The 16,768-nt window shown below is 62.9% G+C and carries 16 protein-coding genes; 7 read left to right on the forward strand and 9 right to left on the reverse strand.

The annotated features are described in order from the left end of the window. Positions 1-92: 92 nt before the first annotated feature. The 3 genes from C8K18_RS22205 (at position 93) to glgA (ending at position 3,634) form a co-directional block, all read left to right on the forward strand. Entirely contained in the window at positions 93-308 is a 216-nt protein-coding gene (locus C8K18_RS22205; protein WP_006047038.1) for a DUF3311 domain-containing protein, read from the forward strand. After that, the gene (locus C8K18_RS22210; protein ID WP_006047037.1) at positions 305-1,777 is read left to right on the forward strand and encodes a sodium:solute symporter; all 1,473 of its coding nucleotides are present in this window, start codon (positions 305-307) and stop codon (positions 1,775-1,777) included. The genes C8K18_RS22205 and C8K18_RS22210 overlap by 4 nt, the downstream gene beginning before the upstream one ends. Positions 1,778-2,026: 249 nt before the next feature. Next, positions 2,027-3,634 carry a glycogen synthase GlgA gene (glgA, locus tag C8K18_RS22215; protein ID WP_044020104.1) on the forward strand — a complete coding sequence of 536 codons (1,608 nt, stop codon included), beginning with the start codon at positions 2,027-2,029 and terminating at the stop codon, positions 3,632-3,634. 32 nt (positions 3,635-3,666) lie between these two features. Here glgA and C8K18_RS22220 read toward each other — a convergent pair whose 3' ends face one another. Both C8K18_RS22220 and C8K18_RS22225 read right to left on the reverse strand, forming a co-directional pair. Continuing rightward, positions 3,667-4,818 carry a GGDEF domain-containing protein gene (locus C8K18_RS22220; RefSeq protein WP_006047035.1) on the reverse strand — a complete coding sequence of 384 codons (1,152 nt, stop codon included), beginning with the start codon at positions 4,816-4,818 and terminating at the stop codon, positions 3,667-3,669. Beyond that, positions 4,778-5,662, reverse strand: coding sequence for a hypothetical protein (locus C8K18_RS22225; RefSeq protein ID WP_107709819.1), 885 nt, complete (start codon positions 5,660-5,662; stop codon positions 4,778-4,780). Before C8K18_RS22225 ends, C8K18_RS22220 begins: the two co-directional genes overlap by 41 nt. A gap of 299 nt (positions 5,663-5,961) precedes the next feature. Between C8K18_RS22225 and C8K18_RS22230 the strand changes: the two genes are divergently transcribed. Continuing rightward, on the forward strand, positions 5,962-6,270 hold the full coding sequence (locus C8K18_RS22230) for a hypothetical protein (RefSeq protein ID WP_107709820.1): 309 nt from the start codon (positions 5,962-5,964) through the stop codon (positions 6,268-6,270). Here the strand turns inward: C8K18_RS22230 and C8K18_RS22235 are convergent. From C8K18_RS22235 to C8K18_RS22265, 7 genes are all read right to left on the reverse strand, one after another. After that, a complete protein-coding gene (locus C8K18_RS22235; protein ID WP_107709822.1) occupies positions 6,264-6,623 on the reverse strand; it encodes a cupredoxin family copper-binding protein in 360 nt (119 codons plus the stop codon). The genes C8K18_RS22230 and C8K18_RS22235 overlap by 7 nt on opposite strands. A gap of 29 nt (positions 6,624-6,652) precedes the next feature. Next, complete coding sequence (locus tag C8K18_RS22240; RefSeq protein WP_107709823.1) at positions 6,653-7,594, reverse strand: metallophosphoesterase; 942 nt, start codon at positions 7,592-7,594, stop codon at positions 6,653-6,655. A gap of 198 nt (positions 7,595-7,792) precedes the next feature. Further along, complete coding sequence (locus C8K18_RS22245) at positions 7,793-9,961, reverse strand: M1 family metallopeptidase (RefSeq protein ID WP_029970572.1); 2,169 nt, start codon at positions 9,959-9,961, stop codon at positions 7,793-7,795. A gap of 610 nt (positions 9,962-10,571) precedes the next feature. After that, a complete protein-coding gene (locus C8K18_RS22250) occupies positions 10,572-11,207 on the reverse strand; it encodes a glutathione S-transferase family protein (protein WP_107709825.1) in 636 nt (211 codons plus the stop codon). Positions 11,208-11,258: 51 nt separating this feature from the next. Further along, positions 11,259-11,705: an SRPBCC domain-containing protein gene (locus tag C8K18_RS22255; protein WP_107709827.1), complete on the reverse strand. Its 447-nt coding sequence runs from the start codon at positions 11,703-11,705 to the stop codon at positions 11,259-11,261. 2 nt (positions 11,706-11,707) lie between these two features. Then, positions 11,708-12,040, reverse strand: a complete 333-nt coding sequence (locus C8K18_RS22260) for a helix-turn-helix transcriptional regulator (RefSeq protein WP_107709829.1) — start codon at positions 12,038-12,040, stop codon at positions 11,708-11,710. A gap of 210 nt (positions 12,041-12,250) precedes the next feature. After that, positions 12,251-13,405: an epoxide hydrolase family protein gene (locus tag C8K18_RS22265; RefSeq protein WP_107709831.1), complete on the reverse strand. Its 1,155-nt coding sequence runs from the start codon at positions 13,403-13,405 to the stop codon at positions 12,251-12,253. 136 nt (positions 13,406-13,541) lie between these two features. Here C8K18_RS22265 and C8K18_RS22270 point away from each other — a divergent pair, with 136 nt between their 5' ends. The 3 genes from C8K18_RS22270 (at position 13,542) to treA (ending at position 16,697) form a co-directional block, all read left to right on the forward strand. After that, a complete protein-coding gene (locus C8K18_RS22270) occupies positions 13,542-13,925 on the forward strand; it encodes a CidA/LrgA family protein (RefSeq protein WP_006047025.1) in 384 nt (127 codons plus the stop codon). Beyond that, entirely contained in the window at positions 13,922-14,662 is a 741-nt protein-coding gene (locus C8K18_RS22275; RefSeq protein ID WP_006047024.1) for an LrgB family protein, read from the forward strand. Before C8K18_RS22270 ends, C8K18_RS22275 begins: the two co-directional genes overlap by 4 nt. 331 nt (positions 14,663-14,993) lie before the next feature. Next, positions 14,994-16,697, forward strand: coding sequence for an alpha,alpha-trehalase TreA (treA, locus tag C8K18_RS22280; RefSeq protein ID WP_107709833.1), 1,704 nt, complete (start codon positions 14,994-14,996; stop codon positions 16,695-16,697). The last annotated feature ends 71 nt before the right edge of the window (positions 16,698-16,768 follow it).

The following is a 16,768-nucleotide window of genomic DNA, read 5'->3' on the forward strand; positions in this document are numbered from 1 at the left end:
GAACTGCTTTACGCGACCAAAGCATCCGGCATACAGTCGCCAGCGAAGCCGCAGTTTCAACGAGATCTACTCACCGTTCGAGGAGTTGCCCCATGTTGCTTCGTGTACTCGCCGCGCTGCCGTTCATCGGCATTCTGCTCGGTGTTCCGTTTGTGAACCGCGTCGAGCCGCTGCTGCTCGGCATGCCGTTCGTGCTGGGATGGATCGTCGCGTGGGTGGTGCTGAGTTCGATCATCATGGCGATCATCTACCGCCTCGATCCGTCGAACCGGCAGATCGCGGCGGACAGCGAGGAGGTCCGCCCATGAGCGCACTCGTCATCATTGCAGCGATTACGCTGTTTGCGCTGTTTCTGGGCGTGCGCGCCAGGCATGGCCACGACATGAGCCTCGAGCAGTGGACCGTGGGCGGCCGCAGCTTCGGCACCGCCTTCGTGTTCCTGCTGATGGCCGGCGAGATCTATACGACGTTCACGTTTCTCGGCGGCAGCGGTTTTGCATACGGCAAGGGCGCGCCTGTCTACTACATTCTGGCGTACGGCACGCTCGCCTACATTCTTTCGTACTGGATGCTGCCGCCCATCTGGCGTTATGCGAAACAGCAGCGCCTCGTTTCGCAGCCGCATTTCTTCACGCGCAAATACGAGAGCCCCGCGCTCGGCACGCTCGTCGCGCTGGTCGGGGTGGCCGCGCTGATCCCCTACCTGGTGCTGCAACTGAAGGGTTTGGGCATCATCGTCGCGACCGCTTCGTATGGCGCGATTTCGTCGACGGCGGCGATCTGGATCGGCGCGGCCGTGGTCACCGTGTATGTGATCGTCTCGGGCGTGCGCGGCTCCGCGTGGAATTCGGTCGTGAAAGATCTGCTGATTCTCGCCATCGTGCTGTTCCTCGGCATTTATCTGCCGCTGCACTACTACGGCGGCCTCGGCGAGATGTTCCATGCCATCGACACCGCCCGCCCCGGCTTCCTGACCTTCCCGGCGAAGGGCTCGAGCGTGACCTGGTTCCAGTCGACCGTGCTGCTCACGGCGCTCGGCTTTTTCATGTGGCCGCACACGTTCGGCTCGATCTTCACCGCGAAAGACGAGCGCATTTTTCGCCGCAACGCGATGGTGCTGCCGCTGTATCAACTGATTCTGCTGTTCGTGTTCTTCGTGGGCTTCGCGGCGACGCTCAAGGTGCCGGGGCTGAAAGGCGGCGATATCGACCTGTCGCTGTTCCGTCTTTCGTTGCAGACCTTCGACCCGTGGTTCGTCGGCGTGATCGGCGCGGCCGGCATTCTGACCGCGCTGGTGCCGGGCTCGATGATTCTCACGTCGGCGTCCACGCTGCTTGCCAACGACGTCTATCGCGGCATGGTGAACCGCAATGCGTCCGACGCTACGGTCGCCAACCTCGCGCGCGTGCTGGTGCCGGTCGTCGCGCTGGTCGCGGTCGCCTTCACGCTGCATGGCGGCGAGACCATCGTGGCCTTGCTGCTGATGGGCTACAGTTTCGTCACGCAACTCTTTCCTGCGGTGATCTGCAGTCTCTTTCCGCGCAACCGGGCGACCAAGCAAGGCGCGTTCTGCGGCATTCTCGCGGGCGTGGCCGTGGTCGCGATCACCACGACGATGCACCTGACCATCGGGCAATTAATGCCTTTCCTGCCCGACGCGATGAAAGACGTGAACATCGGTTTCGTCGCGCTGGCGGTCAACGTGATCGTCTTCGTCATCGTGAGTGCGATGACGCAAAGCGGACGCGTCGAGCACACGCACGCATCGGCGCATTGATACGGACGGCGCACGCCGCCTGCGAAAGCCGTCGCCTCGCGCGACGGCTTTTTTTATTGCGCTCGACGAACGGACGTCAAAAGTACACGCGCGTGAAAAATCGGCGGGAGCGCGACCGCCCTAACCGCTGAAACATTCGCATCGACGCTGCCCGCGAAGAACGACGTACTGGGCACAGCGTTTGCTGTTTTACGGCCCTGTGTTTCCGCCGCACTGCACAAGTGCATATCGCGTCCTCTGGGGGCCACCTTGCCGCTTAACGTTCTACTTGTCGCTTCCGAAGCCGTGCCTCTGGCCAAATCCGGCGGACTCGGCGACATGGTCAGCGCCTATGCCGCCGCGTTGCGCGACGCGGGCGTCGACGTCTCTATCCTGATGCCCGCCTATCCGTCCGCGCTGGAACGCGCTGTCGACATCGCCCCAGTTGCGCGCATGACCGGCCTGCCCGGCGGCGACGCGCGCCTGCTGCGCGGGCGCATGCCCGACACGGGCGTGACGGTGCTGCTGCTGCAAATGGACCATCTGTTTGCACGCGAAGGCTTGTACCGCGATCCGCAAGGACGCGACTACCTCGACAACCTCACGCGCTTTGCGTCGCTCGCCGCCGCGGCGACGCGCGTGGCGCGCGGCGTTCGCAATCTGAGGCGCCCCGACATCGTGCACGCGCACGATTGGCATGCAGGTCTCACGCCGCTTTATATGCGCCTCGCGGGCGTGGCCGCGAAAAGCGTGTTCACGATTCACAACCTCGCATTCCAGGGCAACCATCCGCTCGCAATGGGCGGCTGGATCGGCGTGCCGCCCGAGTTACTCGTGCCCGCGTTGAGCGACGAGCGCAGCATCGAGTTTTACGGATCGCTCAGCATGATGAAGGCCGGCATCGTACACGCGGATCGCGTCACGACCGTGAGCCGGCGCTATGCGCGCGAAATCCTCACGCCCTGCTTCGGTCACGGAATGGAAGGTGTGTTGCAGGCGCAGGCGGCGAAGCTCAGCGGCATCGTCAATGGCATCGACATGTCGGTGTGGAATCCCGCTCGCGACGAGTACATTGCCCGCTCCTATTCGGTCGACGACACCGCCGGCAAGCAGGCGTGCAAGCGCGAACTGCAACAGGCATTCGGTTTGACGCGCGAGCCGTTTGCGCCGCTTGTGGCGATCGGCAGCCGTCTCACGGAACAGAAACTCGCCGATGTAGCGATTCGCGCGCTGCCCATGTTGCTCGAGCAGCATCCGCGTTTGCAGTTTGCGATCCTCGGCCAGGGCGAGCGCGCTTTCGAACACGCGATGCAGGAACTGGCCGCAGCGTGGCCGGGCCGCGTGGGCGTGCAGATCGATTACGACGAGCGGCGCGCGCATATGCTGCACGCGGGCGCGGACATGCTGCTGCACGGCAGCCGCTTCGAGCCTTGCGGACTCACGCAGCTCTATGCAATGCGTTACGGCACGATTCCGGTGGCCTCGCGCGTGGGCGGCCTCGCGGATACGATCGTCGATTACGCGCCGCACGAAGCGCGCGACGAAGATTGCGCGACCGGCTTTCTATTCGACGGCCAGCATCCGCACGACATCGTGCATGCGGTAGGCCGCGCGCTTGCCGCATTCGCGCAGCCGTCGTCGTGGCATGCGTTGCAGCGCAACGCGATGAGCCGCGACTCGAGCTGGGAAGTGTCGACGTCGAACTATCTCGCGTTGTATGCGGATCTCGTCGATGCACGTCCCGCAGTACACGACACGCGCGTTCGCAAGACGCCGGGCCGCGCGAGAACGGCGAACGCTGCCGGCGCGCGGCAGGTTCGCCGCGGCCGCGATGAAGCGTTCAATGCGGGCGTCGAGGAGATGGTGAGAAGCGCGTGATGTAAGGCACAGCGGTGAAGCGCAGCGTTGCCTCACTGCTCACGGCCGCGTGATGCGAACGCGTAACCGTCCTTGCCGCTGCGCTTGACCTGGTACATGGCTTCGTCGGCGGCAACCACGAGGCGGCGATAGTCGTCGACGAGATCGGGATAACTCGCGATGCCGATGCTCGCGCGAACCATGCCCATGCCCATCTGTTCGTCGGTGCGAACCACGCAGCCGATCAGCCGCTGCGCGATGTGGCGCAGCTCGTCCTGCTCGGAGAATTCGCGCACCAGCACCGCGAATTCATCGCCGCCGATGCGCGCGACGACATCGTCCTTGCGCACCGATTCGCGAAAGCGCTTGGAGACCTCGATGAGAAACTCGTCGCCGACGCGATGACCCAGCGAATCGTTGACCTTCTTGAAGCCGTCGAGATCCATATACAGCACGGCGATCTTGCGCAGCCTCGCGCCGGTCGACACCTGAGTGGCGGCCTGCTCCAACGCGGCAACCAGCTTGCGCCGGTTCGCGAGGCCCGTCATCGGGTCGTGCAGCGCCGCGTGTTCGAACTCGTGCGACTGCCCGGCCAACAGACGATTGCGCTTCGCATACATGCCGAGCGCCGTCAGCAGCATGCAGAAAAGCAGCGCCGCGACGGCGAGCAACATACGCGCGACGAGCGTGATCCGCTTGCGCATGTCGGCGCTTTCGGCATCGCGTCGCGCGTGCCAATACGACGACGCGTCGTGGAGCAACGTGTCCATCTGCGCGAGCGTGGTATCCGGCAACAGCACCGATGAAGGAATGCGCGGCGAGCCCGCCGGACTCGCATTCACCAGCGCGGCAAGCGACGCGAGGCGCCGCGTCAGTTCGGCGCGCGCGTCGCGATAACCCGCGGCCGCGGACTCATGCGCGCCGGGCACCTCGTCCCACACGCCGACGCGCGCGCGCGCCGTCTCGGCCCGCTCGACCGCTTCGAGCACGAGACTCGCGTATTCCTGTTTGACGTGATCGGAGAACACGGTCCTGATCTGCATGGCCAGATACAGCAGGCCGACCAGCAGGCACAGCAGCGACGCCACGGCGACGGTGGCGGGACCGAGCGTGAGCCGCCAGCCGTTGGCACGCGGCAGGCCCGGGCGCGACCCGAACAGCGGCTCAGGGATGGGAGTAGAGGTCTTGCTGGCTTCCGCTGCCATGTTGTCGATAGCTTATGCGTCGAAAGAACGAACCCATCTTGGTGAAGAGATTGCCTTTGCGCCGCGCGCCGTTTGCCGACGCGCGCCGTTCCTGCGGTGCGTATTTCGCTTCGCGCGCGGGACGGCTCGAGGCAAGCTCCGGCGCGGGCGCTTCGGCCGGGCCCGCGGTGGCTTGCATCGCGGGACGCGCAGCGCCTCGCGCAGCCGCCAACGTCGAGGGCAAATCGGCGCCGTCGTCCGCGAGCACCTCTTCGACCTCGTCTTGCTGCGGACGTATGATCTGGCCGGCCCACGTCGACGGCTTGCGATTGTCATCGGCAGTGGATGCGGACGCTTGCGCCGGCATTGCCGGCAAGTCGAGCAGTGCGATGGAGTCGGCGGGCGTGTTGGGTGCAACGGCGGGTGCAGTGACAGATGCGGTGACAGATGCAGTGGCGGGCGCAGAGCCGGGACTTCGCGCTGGTGCGCCGATCGCGGACGTCACGAACGGCGTGGTCGCGACCGATGCTGCCGAGGGCGTGGTCGTCGCTGATCGCGTGTCCGGCGCGCTGCCGTTCACCTCCGACGATTTCGCCAGCACCGTTGCCGCGTTGCCAGGCGCCGGCATGCGCAACGCCTGGCGCGCGCGGGCGATGGCCTCCGCATAAGTCTGCTGATCGCTATTGAACCAGACGCTATAAGCGACCGTGCCGACGACGCCGAACGCCAGCGCGCTCGCTGCCGCCACGCACAGCGCAAGACGTCCGAAGCGGGGGGCCGTGCCCGTCACGTCCGCGGCGTCGCTCTCGCGCGCTGCATCGTCGTAGTCTCCGCGAACAGGAGGCAAGTCAGGATCGTTGTACATCGTAGTACGCTCCGCAATTCTTCCGTCTGACGCTCCATCAGGCCTGGATCACACAATTCGCACGGTCGATGCAAACGCTGCTGGAAGAATGTAACTCTCTCGTCCGATAGCGACAACACGACGGGCTCTGCTTCGAACGTCTGTTCGGCAGATCGCATTCGAGCCTGGAAAAGCAGGTAAAACGTTCAACACCGCATGCATATGCGACACACTTTAGTGCCTCGATCGGGGCAAGTCCCGCTGCGAAAGCCCGCCGCGCATGGCGATGAAACCAGCGGCGGACGCGGGGGCTCCCTTCCATGCAAAAATCGGGCCGGTCATGGCCGATTTCGACGAACGCCGCGCGGACAGACTTCAACCCTTCGCGCCACGACGCGCACGGAAATGGTTGCGCCCTCCACCAAATCGAGAAATTTTCTCGCGACGTCGTGCGTGAGCGCAAGCGGGAGATGCTGGCTGCGATGATGCAACGTCAATGCGACGTCGTTTTTGCGCCTCTCGTCTGGCGCGGCCAAACGATGGCGCGTTTCGACGAGGTTTCGGCACAAAAGCGCTATGGCGAAAACGGCACGCCTCGCGGTTCATCGACACGAGTTCCCAGTTACTGAACGGTGATCGTCTCCTTCATGTTCGGATGAATGCCGCAAAACACGTTGTAGACGCCAGGCTTGTCGAAGCGAAACTGATACGTGTCGTTCTGATCGAGCGCGGCCGAGCGGAAGATGCCCGCGTCGTTGACGACCGTGTGCGGCTCGCCGTCGAGATTCTTCCAGGTGACGGTGGACCCGGCTTTGACGGTGAGCGCCATCGGCGAAAACATGAAGTCTTTGATGACGATCTGGTTGGGCGTTTCCGCCCAGGCCGACAGTGCGCCGGCGCCCGCGATGACCGCGGCGAACGTGACAGATGCTGCGCCGGCAGCAAGCCGAAACCATCCGCGGCGAATGAAATTGTTCTGCATGACTGATCTCCAGGAAGCGGACTTTGGCGCTACGAGACGAGCGTCGCGTCGGCGAGCGTCGCGCTGAGCGGATGACGCGCGATGGTGACGCTCGTCACGCCGAGCATCCTCGGCAACTGGTCGTCGGCGACCTTCATCGGGCCGGGACCCGAGCCCTGGCCCGCAGCCGGCTGCGGATATGCCGTGGAGCGCGCGGTATGGAACGTGACGTTGCCCTCCACCTTCGACACGATCTGGTGGATATGTCCGTTCAATACGGTCACCGAGCCGAAGCGTTTCAGATAGCTCAGCGCCTCGCCCGCGTCGCCGGTGCCCCAGCCCCACGGCTCGTAAATCGTCCACATCGGCATGTGCGCGAACACCACGATCGGCGTGCTGGACGAGCGCGCCTTCAGGTCGTTTTCGAGCCACTTCAATTGTTCGTCGCCGAAACTGCCCAAGCCGTTCGGCTTGAAGTGCATCACATTGACGAGACCCACGAAGTGCACGCCTTGATGGTCGAAACTGTAGTAACCCTTGTTATTCGACGCCTTGCCGAAGCGCTGGAAGTACTCGGCTCCGGGCCCGTCGGTGACGTCGTGCTCGCCGGGCACGGTATGCAGTTCGGTGACGGGCAGTCCCGACAGCAACTGCGCGGCGAGATCGAATTCGGACGCTTTCGAAAGATGCGTGATGTCGCCGGTATGAATGGCGAGCGCCGGTTTAACGGGCATCGCGTTAACGAACTCGATGGTCTGCTTCAGCGTGCCCGCCACATCGGGGTTGGCTTCCTTGTTAAAGCCGATATGCGTATCGCTGATCTGAAGAAAGAGCGGCACGCCGCTCGCCGCTGCCGGTTTGCCGTCGGCGGCGAGTGCGAGTTGAACCGGCGTCAGCACGCCGCCGGCAAGCACGAACAGCGTGCCCGCGCCGCCGAACGCGAGACATTTCAGCGCGCCGCGGCGCGATGGATCGAAGGGATGGGACGACATGTTGGCCTCACGATGACGGGCCACCGACAGAGCGCCGGCTTATCCAGCGTTCTTCGGGCCCGGTTCGTCAGGCATGACTGCGGCCGCACGGAATTTATTCCCGGCGGCCGCGAATCTTCAACATTGTCTGCAGAATTGCAGCGCTACCGTGCAGTGGCCGGCATCGCGCGAACGACGCCGGCCATGCTGCGGATCGGCTTACTCGCCTTGAGCCTTCTGGCGCAGCTTGCCCTGATAACGGATCGTCGGACGCAGCGATTGCGTGGTCGGCGCCGGTGCCTTCAGCAACTGACGGGCAACCATCGCGTTCGACGAACTGAGCGAGCCGATGCTCGATTCACGCGACGGGTCCGCGAGACCATGCGCGACGAGCAGCTTGGCTTCGAGTTGCAGGCTCGTCAGCAGCACCGGGTCCTTCAGCGCGCTGCTTTGTGCGAGCAACTGGCTCCACGCGTTGTTGCTGTAGTTCGTCACGTAGTAGTCCAGGCCGCTCGGATCGGCCAGCACCGCGGAACAGCCGTTCAGCCGCAACTGCGTTTGCAGGTCCTTCATCGCGACCGTCTTGCGCGAGGCGAGTCCGTCGCCATAAGCAAGCGTCAACGGAATCGTCCACTGCGTGCCGGGATACTGGTTCTGATTCGGGAACGGCGACTGTTTCAACGTGACGATGGTCTGGTTCGTCGTCAGATCGCACTGCGTGTCGAGCGAGATCAGCGGTACGCCGGTTTGCCGCACGAAGCTGTCGCCGATCGCGACCATCGGTTCGCCGCTCGCCTTCGCGAGTTCGTCCCACAGCCGTTTCGGCGTCACGTTGCCGAGCGAATAGTCCGCGAGATACTGCTGCAGACCCTTGCGCATCGTTTCCTCGCCGAGATAGTTCTCGATCGTCTTCAGAACATGGCCGCCCTTGTCGTACGTGAAGGCGCTTGCGCTCAGCACGAAGTCGTTGGACGCCCAGCCGTTGAAGTTCGGCTGCACGGGGAACGATGTCGACTTGAGATCGGCGTTGATGACCGCGTACTTGTTCTTCACGTCGTCGACCCAGCTAAAGCGGTCGGGGAAGAAACGGACCTTGGTCTTGTTCTCGAAGAACGTCGCGAACGATTCGTTGAGCCACACGTCGTCCCACCAGTCGAGCGTAACGAGATCGCCGAACCACTGATGCGCCGCTTCGTGCGTGAGCACCGTCACGCCGTAATCGGACATGGTGGTGCCAGGCGCGGGCAGGATGTCGTCGGCGAATTCCAGAATCGCGCCCCAGTTCTCCATGCCGCCGAAGTTCAGGTCCTTCTGCTCCTTGAACGCGTCGTTCGCGGCGACCGTGTCGAACTTCGTGAGCGGCAACGGGATGCCCGTGTAGCGATAGTAGTAATCGAGCGCCTGCTTGGTCTGCTGCATCGCGGGCTTGGCCCAGTCACGCATGCCGGGCGGCGTGAAGATGCGCAGATGCAAGCCCTTGCCGTCCGGCAGCGGACTCGTGAAATCGTCTTCGAGAATATCGAACTGACCGCCGCCGAAGAACAGCAGATACGACGGCATCGGCGGCGTCTTTTCGAACGACACCAGCTTGTAGCCGCTATCCACGTTCACCGCGGGCTTCTCGGCTGCGTTCGACACGACGTTCCAGTTCTGCGGCACTTCGGCGCTCACCTCGTAGGTCGGCCGGAATGCCGGCTCGTCCCAGCCAGGGAACCATTGCCGCGCGAGATTCGACTCGCCTTGCGTGAGAATCGCGCCGCTCGTGGTGCCGTCGGTCGACTTCAGATCGACGCGGAACACGCCCTCGGCCGCCGAGCAGCCGGGATAGTGGTCGTCGCCGCAACTGCCGCCCGTTTTCGCCACCGGGTCGTCATAGCTCTTGAAGTTGATGATGCCGCTCCACTCCATGTGCAGCGAGTAGTTGCCCGCGGCGATCTGGCCGCTGACGGGCCGCAGCTGATAAAAATCGCCGTCGTCCTGCGGCGTGGCGATCAACGCGATGTTGCCCGGTTGAAGCGTGATCGTGCCGTTGGTGAACTTGACGCGATGCCCCGCAATCGTGATCGCGTTGACCGGCTTGAGCACCTTGATCTGCACGTCGGCGCGACCGTCGAACGAGGAAAGCGCCGGGTTCGGCCTGAACCACAGCTTGTAGTTGATCGGCGTGACCGTGTTCGGCAATTCCACCGGCTGCACGGTCTTGTCGATCGATGTATTCGCCAGCACGGCGCTCGCCGGCGGCACTAGCGGAACGTCGGATGCGGCCGTTGGAGCTTGCGCGGATTTGCCCGTCAACGAAGCCGAGCCGTCGCCTCCTCCGCAGCCGGCCATTACCATTATTCCGGCTAACGCCAGGCACTGCACCTGTAATCGGAAATTAATACGCATTTTTAATCCTCGACTGACAATATCGGTATAAAGAAAGTGCGTTGAGTCACTTCAGCCGTGTTTCTTTTTTCAGCGAAAAAGGTCTCCCGCACTAGCACCGAATTGCTAGCGAGAATATATGGACGTGTTATGTCCTCAGCACTAATGGCTGATTTTTAAAGCGGAAACTCGTTTATTACAAAACTTTCAGAAAGACGATTAAAGCCGCCCTTGCGGATCGACGGGTCAAGCGCAGCCCGCCTGCTCTTCCGGGTGCAATGCAATAAAACAGGATCAGTATTGACGACAGTGCGTAGCCTAGTTTGGCAAACGTTACCGTGTCAACTTCCTTTCACAATCTTTCTTCGATTGGCGCGCGCCGTATGCAAAGCGAATGCCTTAAGTAATCGGCCTGAGTTAATACTCTAAATAGCGGGATTTTCGCGCGGGACTACGGAAAATTTTTTATTTTCCGGGTGCGGGATGTGATAAGCGGAGATGAGCCAGCCGATTGGAAAACCGGTGGCGCATTTGTACTAGCTATTGAGTCCAGCGGGCGGGTTCGGTGGAGAGCCGAGCCGCGCGCGATCGTCATAGGTCATGGCGACGATCGCGCGGCCCATGCGTTTGCTCAGGCTGCCGCCGCCTCGGTCTGCCGCGAAGGAAACGGATTGCGCCACGCTTCCAGTTCGTTCAGCCGATCATGCCAGCGCACGACACTCGGAAACTCGCCGAGCGGCATCGCGGCGCGCGACGCATACGGCAACGTGACGGCGACCGAGAAGTCGGCAATGCTCATCGCGTCGCCGAGCAGCCACTTCCGGTTCTCGAGATGCCGGTCCAACACCGCTGCGTGCTTGCGAAACCAGCCTTGCGCTTCGGCGACCTTCGCGCTGTCGGGTCCGCCGAGTCCAATAGCGGGCTTAATCAGGTGCTCGAAGTAAAGCGTTCCGCCGTGGCGATAAAAATGCTGGCTATTCCAGCTCAGCCAGCGCAGCACGTCTGTCTGCTGCTCGGCGTTCTGCGGCCACAACGGCGATTGCGCACGTTGCGCGAGATGGCAAATGATCGCGTCGGCTTCCCAGATGCTTCGCTCTCCGTCGACGAGGCACGGCACTTTGCCGTTCGGATTAATCGCCAGATAAGCGGGCGCAACGTGCTCGCCTTTGCCGAGGTCAACGAAAACATATTCGATTGGCAACCCTAAATAACGCGCAACTGCGCAAGCCTTGCGAGGGGCCAGCGTTTCTGAATAATAAAGCTGCATGTGACGTCTCCGTGTGAGTTCACTCCATTCGATGTTGCCTCTTCAAGCGCTTTAAATTCCCGTGCCGCCGAGTTCCGCGATCAATGCATCGAGCTTCTCGAACGCGCCTTTCCAGCCTGCATCGTGACCATCGCGCGCGGCTTCGTCGAAGAACTGCGAGTGCGTGAAATTCATTTCCGTGCCTTCGTCGACGGGACGAAACGTGATCGTCACGAGCGAGCGGCGCTCGGGCAGCGTCACCCACTGCCACGTGAACACGAGCTTGCGGTTGGCCTCGACTTCCTGATATTCGCCGCGGCAATCATGCGTTTCGCCGTCGAGCGTCTGGAACACCACGCGAAAACGGCCGCCCACGCGCGGATCGGCTTCGGCGCTCAGCACCGGCCCGGCGTCGGGGCCCCACCAGCGCGCCATCAACTCCGGTCTCGTCCACGCGGCATAGACTTTCTGCGGCGGCGCCTTCAGGCGCCGCACGATCGTCAGGCTCGGCTTCTGCATATTCACTCCTCTCCTTCGACAAAATCGGCGAGCCGGTCGAGGCTCGCGGACCAAAAGCGCTCATAGCGTTTGAGCCACGCCATCGCCTCTTCCATTGGGCCGGCCACCAGGTCAACCGACACGGTCCGCCCATGCTTGGCGCGCGTGATGAGCCCGGCGTCGCTCAGCACGTCGAGATGCTTCATGACGGCGGGCAGCTTGAGCGGCAATGGGCGTGCGATTTCCGTGACGGACAGGCCCGGCTCCCGCTCGAGGCGGGCGAGGATGGCCCGCCGCGTGGGGTCCACCAGCGCGGAAAACGTACGATCGAGTTGACTGACAGGAGACTTCACCATGTGGTGAACTATAGAGACTCGGCGCGCGGTGTCAAGGTGTTCTATGTCTACTTTTTCTCGGAGCTTGAGACCGGGGAATTGGCGCGGCGCTGAGCAACGTATCCAACCTCGCCTGCGCCGCGAACCGCGATCAGCTCGTCAGCGCGTTGCGCTTGCTGGCGGGCACGCTGAAAGATCGTCCGCGCGCGCTGTTCGGCACGATTTGACGCGCTACGTGCGTAGCGGTCTGAAGAAGCTGCGGATCTCGGCGGCCAGCAGGTCGGGCTTCTCCATCGCGGCGAAATGGCCGCCGCCCGGCATGTCCGCCCACTGCGCGACGTTGAAGGTTCGTTCGAGCCAACTGCGCGGCGGATGGCTGATCTCTTTCGGAAAGCGCGCAAAGCCGACGGGCGGCACGACACGCTGGCCTTCGGCAAAACGCATCGGTTGAAGGCGGTTCTCCCAATACATCTGTATGGCCGGCCCGATGCATTGCGTGTACCAGTAAAGCGAAATGTTGGTCAGCAACTCGTCCTTCGAAAACACGCGCTCGACGTCGCCTTCGCAATCGCTCCACGCGCGAAATTTTTCGGCGATCCAGGCGGCGAGTCCAACCGGCGAATCGTTCAGCGAGGCGGCGAGCGTCAGCGGCTTCGTCGCGTGCATGTGGGCATAGCCGCCTTCGAGTGCGGCCCAGTCGTTTTTCTCGCGCAAAAAGCGCTCTTCTTCCGAGGTCAACGGTCGTTGCGCCGCGCCGATTGCCGGCTCGTAGGAACTCGGCAGGAAGTTCAAATGAACGCCGTCGACAGCCTGCGGATGCCGCGCCGCCAGCGCAAGCGATACGCCCGCGCCAAGGTCGCCGCCTTGCGCGCCGAAGCGCCGATAACCGAGGCCGCTCATCAGCGACACCCAAAGATTCGCGACCTGAAACGCCGACGTGCCGGGTTGCGCGGGCGCCGGCGAAAACGCGAAGCCAGGCAGCGAAGGCACGACCACATCGAACGAATCCGCGGGATCTCCGCCGAACGCCGCGGGATCGCAGAGCCGTTCGAGCAGCGCCTCGAACTCGACAAACGAACCGGGCCAACCATGCGTGACGACGAGCGGATAAGGCGCGTGACCCACGCCGCGCCGATGAATGAAATGCACGCGCTGTCCCTGCACATCGGCGATGAATTGCGGCTGCCGGTTCAGGCGCTGCTCGGCGGCGCGCCAGTCGAACCGGTTCGCCCAATAGTCGACGAACTCGCGCAGCCATGCAGGATCGATACCCTGCTGCCACGCGGGCGACGGCGTCGCGGGCGCCCAGCGCGTTGCACGGATACGTCGGTGAAGATCGTCGATGTCGGCATCACGCACGGCGATATGAAACGGTTCGATTTGCATGGGCGTCATCCAGGTTGAAGTAGCCGATAGCGCACTGCCGAGCAGCGAGACTCGCGGCAATGCGCTCGCGCGAACCACGAAATTATCGGCATGGTACACAATGGCCGCATTTCCGTTTTGTGCGCTGGAGATCGACATGCTGGGAGCGCTCGCCGCCCTGCTTCTATTTCAATGCCTTGGAGAAGGCGTGTCTTACGTATTCCACTTGCCGGTGCCCGGCCCGGTGATCGGCATGCTGTTGCTGTTCGGCTTCATCATGATGCGCCCGCAAACGGCGGACGCAATCGAGCCGACCGCGCTCGAATTGCTGCGGCATCTGTCGCTGCTGTTCGTGCCTGCAGGCGTCGGCATCATGGTGTCGGCAAGCCGCATTCGCGGCGATGCCGTTGCGGTGATCGTCTCGATTGCCGTCAGCACGACGCTGGCGATTGCAGCGGCCGCGCTCGTCACCCGCGCGTTGATGCGCCGGCAGCAGCGCCGGCAACCACACGATCGCGCCGATACGGAGGCCGCACAATGACCGCGTTACCCAAGCTCGGCGCGATCTGGGTCTATCTTGCGGCAAGCCCGCTGCTCGGCCTCACCATCACGTTGATCGCGTATCTGATCGCGCAGACGTTGTATGCGAAGGCGCGTTTCAATCCGCTCGCCAATCCGGTGTTGATCGCGGTGGCGCTGCTGGTCGCGGTGCTCGAAATCACGGGCACGCCGTACGCGACGTATTTCGAGGGCGCGCAGTTCGTGCACTTCCTGCTCGGTCCCGCGACGGTCGCGCTCGCGTTGCCGCTCTATCGTCAGTGGCCGAAGCTGCGGCGCTATGCGTTGCCGCTGTTAGGCGGGCTCGTCGCCGGCTCGTTGACCGCGATCGTGTCGGCGATCGGCGTGGCCGCGCTGTTCGGCGCATCGCATCAAACGCTCGCGTCGCTCGCACCCAAATCCGCGACGACGCCGATCGCGATGGCCGTCGCGTCCGAAATCGGCGGGATTCCGTCGCTGACCGCAGTGCTCGTTATATCGACGGGCGTCTTCGGAGCGGTCTTCGCGCGGGCCATCCTCAACGCGCTGAAGATCGCAGAACCCGAAGTGCGCGGTTTCGCACTCGGCATTGCGTCGCATGGCATCGGCACGGCGCGCGCCTTCCAGGTCAGCGAGCAGATGGGCGCGTTTGCAGGGCTCGGCATGGGGCTTAACGGCGTGTTCACCGCGTTCGTGGTTCCTGTGCTGATGCCGGTTGTTGCACGCTGGTTGGGTGCGTGAGCGAAGGTTTCTTTCATGCTTCAGAAACAGATTAGCCCGTGAATCAAGGGATAATCTGAAACACGCCGGCGCGCTTAGCTCCGCATCGCGGACAGTAACGGCGTCGATTTAAGCATTAACTAATTCGCGATCCGAACTAATCAGAGTGCGCGGCCAGCAAGCGCTCGCGACACCTCATCAGAACGCTGTGCACCCATTCGTCCCGCATAGTTTGAAGCGCCGTCTGTTTTATGCCATGCTAGCCACGCCCCAAAAGAATCATCACGGCTAGTCATCAAAAGAGAGGGCGTGAGAGGCGACCAATCCTGTTGTCCATTCCTCAGGAGGAGACATGATTGTGTCATCGCAAGCGCGCAGCATTCGCTGTGCCGGACGCGCGCCCGGCGTCGCCGGTTTCCCCGCTTTTTTATCGCAGCCTTCCCTTCCCGCCGCGCGGTTCAAGTACCTGCATCGCGCGGCCGCCGTGTCGAGCTTCGCTTTACTAATCGGACTGTCGTCCGTCTGTCACGCCGACACGCAGGTCGGCGGCACGTTGCCGCCCGCGCCGGACATACTCTATGGCGACCTGTTCGTGGCCGTGCAAACGGCGCAGATCTATCCGGACCAGAAGACCTTCGTCGATGCAACGCCGAATGCGGATCCCGCCGCAATCGTGCAGCTTTATCACCAGCAGAGGAGCAAGCCCGGCTTCTCGCTCGCGAACTTCGTGAATCAGTACTTCACGCCGCCGAGCGAGCCGGTCATCACGCCGCCCGCGAATCAGACGCTGCGTGAGCACATCAACTGGCTGTGGCCCGCGCTCACACGCACGACCATGAGCGCGCCGCCGAACAGCTCACTGATTCCCTTGCCGAAGCCGTACGTGGTGCCCGGCGGACGCTTTCGCGAAGGCTACTACTGGGACACCTACTTCACGATGCTGGGCCTTCAGGAAGCGGGCCGCGAAGATCTCGTCGACAACATGCTCGACAACTTCGCGTACATGATCGACACGTTCGGCCATATTCCTAACGGCAATCGCACGTACTACCTCGACCGCTCGCAGCCACCCTTCTTCTCGCATATGGTCGAACTCGCGGCCAAGGTGGAAGGACGCGGCGTCTATCAGAAGTACCTGCCGGCGCTGCGCAAGGAATACGGCTACTGGATGCAGGGCGAAAGCTCGACGCCGGCCGGATCGGCGACGCGCAACGTGGTCGTGATGCCCGATCGCACGGTGCTGAACCGCTACTGGGACGAGCTCGACACGCCTCGCGACGAGTCTTATCTTGAGGACATTCAGACCGCGCAAAAGGCACCCGGGCGCAATCCGAACGACGTCTACCGCGAACTGCGCGCCACCGCCGAAAGCGGCTGGGATTTCAGCTCCCGCTGGTTCGGCGACAACATGACGCTCGCGACGGTGCGCACCACGTCGATCATCCCCGTCGATCTGAACAGCCTGATGTTCCACCTGGAAATCACCATCGCGAAGGGCTGCGGCGAGACGCGCGATTTCCGCTGTGTCGGCGAATTCGCGGGACGCGCGGCGAAGCGCGCGCTCGGCATCAATCGCTACTTGTGGAACGCGAACGGCTACTACGGCGACTATGACTGGCAACTCGCCAAACCGCGCGACAACAAAACCGCGGCGATGGTGTTCCCGCTGTTCGTCGGCGCCGCGTGGCCGGATCGCGCGAAAAAGACCGCGCAGCAGGTGCAATCGACGTTGTTGCAGCCAGGCGGCCTCGTCACCACGACCTACAACACCACGCAGCAGTGGGATGCGCCGAACGGCTGGGCGCCGTTGCACTGGGTCGCGATCCAGGGCTTGAAGCGCTATGGCCAGGACGCGCTCGCGCAGCAGATCGGCACGCGCTTTCTCGCCGACGTGAAAGGCGTCTATGCGTCGGACAAGAAGCTCGTCGAGAAATACGTAGTGGAAGGCGCGGGCACTGGCGGTGGCGGCGGAGGCGAATATCCGCTTCAGGACGGCTTTGGCTGGACGAACGGCGTGACGCTGAAACTGCTGGACCTGTATAGCCCCGGCGAGTGAGTTCGCCGCAGCGCGAGGAGACCAGAGGCTGGCGGCAGACTCCCGGGACGTAGAAACACTGTATAAAAACA

Source organism: Paraburkholderia sp. GV068 (assembly GCF_003058125.1).
Classification (GTDB): domain Bacteria; phylum Pseudomonadota; class Gammaproteobacteria; order Burkholderiales; family Burkholderiaceae; genus Paraburkholderia; species Paraburkholderia graminis.

Bases quoted from the DNA above. Each gene is read 5' to 3' on its own strand.
- C8K18_RS22205 (WP_006047038.1), top strand. From the start codon at position 93: ATGTTGCTTCGTGTACTCGCCGCGCTGCCGTTCATCGGCATTCTGCTC.
- C8K18_RS22210 (WP_006047037.1), top strand. From the start codon at position 305: ATGAGCGCACTCGTCATCATTGCAGCGATTACGCTGTTTGCGCTGTTT.
- C8K18_RS22220 (WP_006047035.1), bottom strand. From the start codon at position 4,818: ATGGCAGCGGAAGCCAGCAAGACCTCTACTCCCATCCCTGAGCCGCTG.
- C8K18_RS22225 (WP_107709819.1), bottom strand. From the start codon at position 5,662: ATGTACAACGATCCTGACTTGCCTCCTGTTCGCGGAGACTACGACGAT.
- C8K18_RS22230 (WP_107709820.1), top strand. From the start codon at position 5,962: ATGCAAAAATCGGGCCGGTCATGGCCGATTTCGACGAACGCCGCGCGG.
- C8K18_RS22235 (WP_107709822.1), bottom strand. From the start codon at position 6,623: ATGCAGAACAATTTCATTCGCCGCGGATGGTTTCGGCTTGCTGCCGGC.
- C8K18_RS22240 (WP_107709823.1), bottom strand. From the start codon at position 7,594: ATGTCGTCCCATCCCTTCGATCCATCGCGCCGCGGCGCGCTGAAATGT.
- C8K18_RS22245 (WP_029970572.1), bottom strand. From the start codon at position 9,961: ATGCGTATTAATTTCCGATTACAGGTGCAGTGCCTGGCGTTAGCCGGA.
- C8K18_RS22250 (WP_107709825.1), bottom strand. From the start codon at position 11,207: ATGCAGCTTTATTATTCAGAAACGCTGGCCCCTCGCAAGGCTTGCGCA.
- C8K18_RS22255 (WP_107709827.1), bottom strand. From the start codon at position 11,705: ATGCAGAAGCCGAGCCTGACGATCGTGCGGCGCCTGAAGGCGCCGCCG.
- C8K18_RS22260 (WP_107709829.1), bottom strand. From the start codon at position 12,040: ATGGTGAAGTCTCCTGTCAGTCAACTCGATCGTACGTTTTCCGCGCTG.
- C8K18_RS22265 (WP_107709831.1), bottom strand. From the start codon at position 13,405: ATGCAAATCGAACCGTTTCATATCGCCGTGCGTGATGCCGACATCGAC.
- C8K18_RS22270 (WP_006047025.1), top strand. From the start codon at position 13,542: ATGCTGGGAGCGCTCGCCGCCCTGCTTCTATTTCAATGCCTTGGAGAA.
- C8K18_RS22275 (WP_006047024.1), top strand. From the start codon at position 13,922: ATGACCGCGTTACCCAAGCTCGGCGCGATCTGGGTCTATCTTGCGGCA.
- treA (WP_107709833.1), top strand. From the start codon at position 14,994: ATGATTGTGTCATCGCAAGCGCGCAGCATTCGCTGTGCCGGACGCGCG.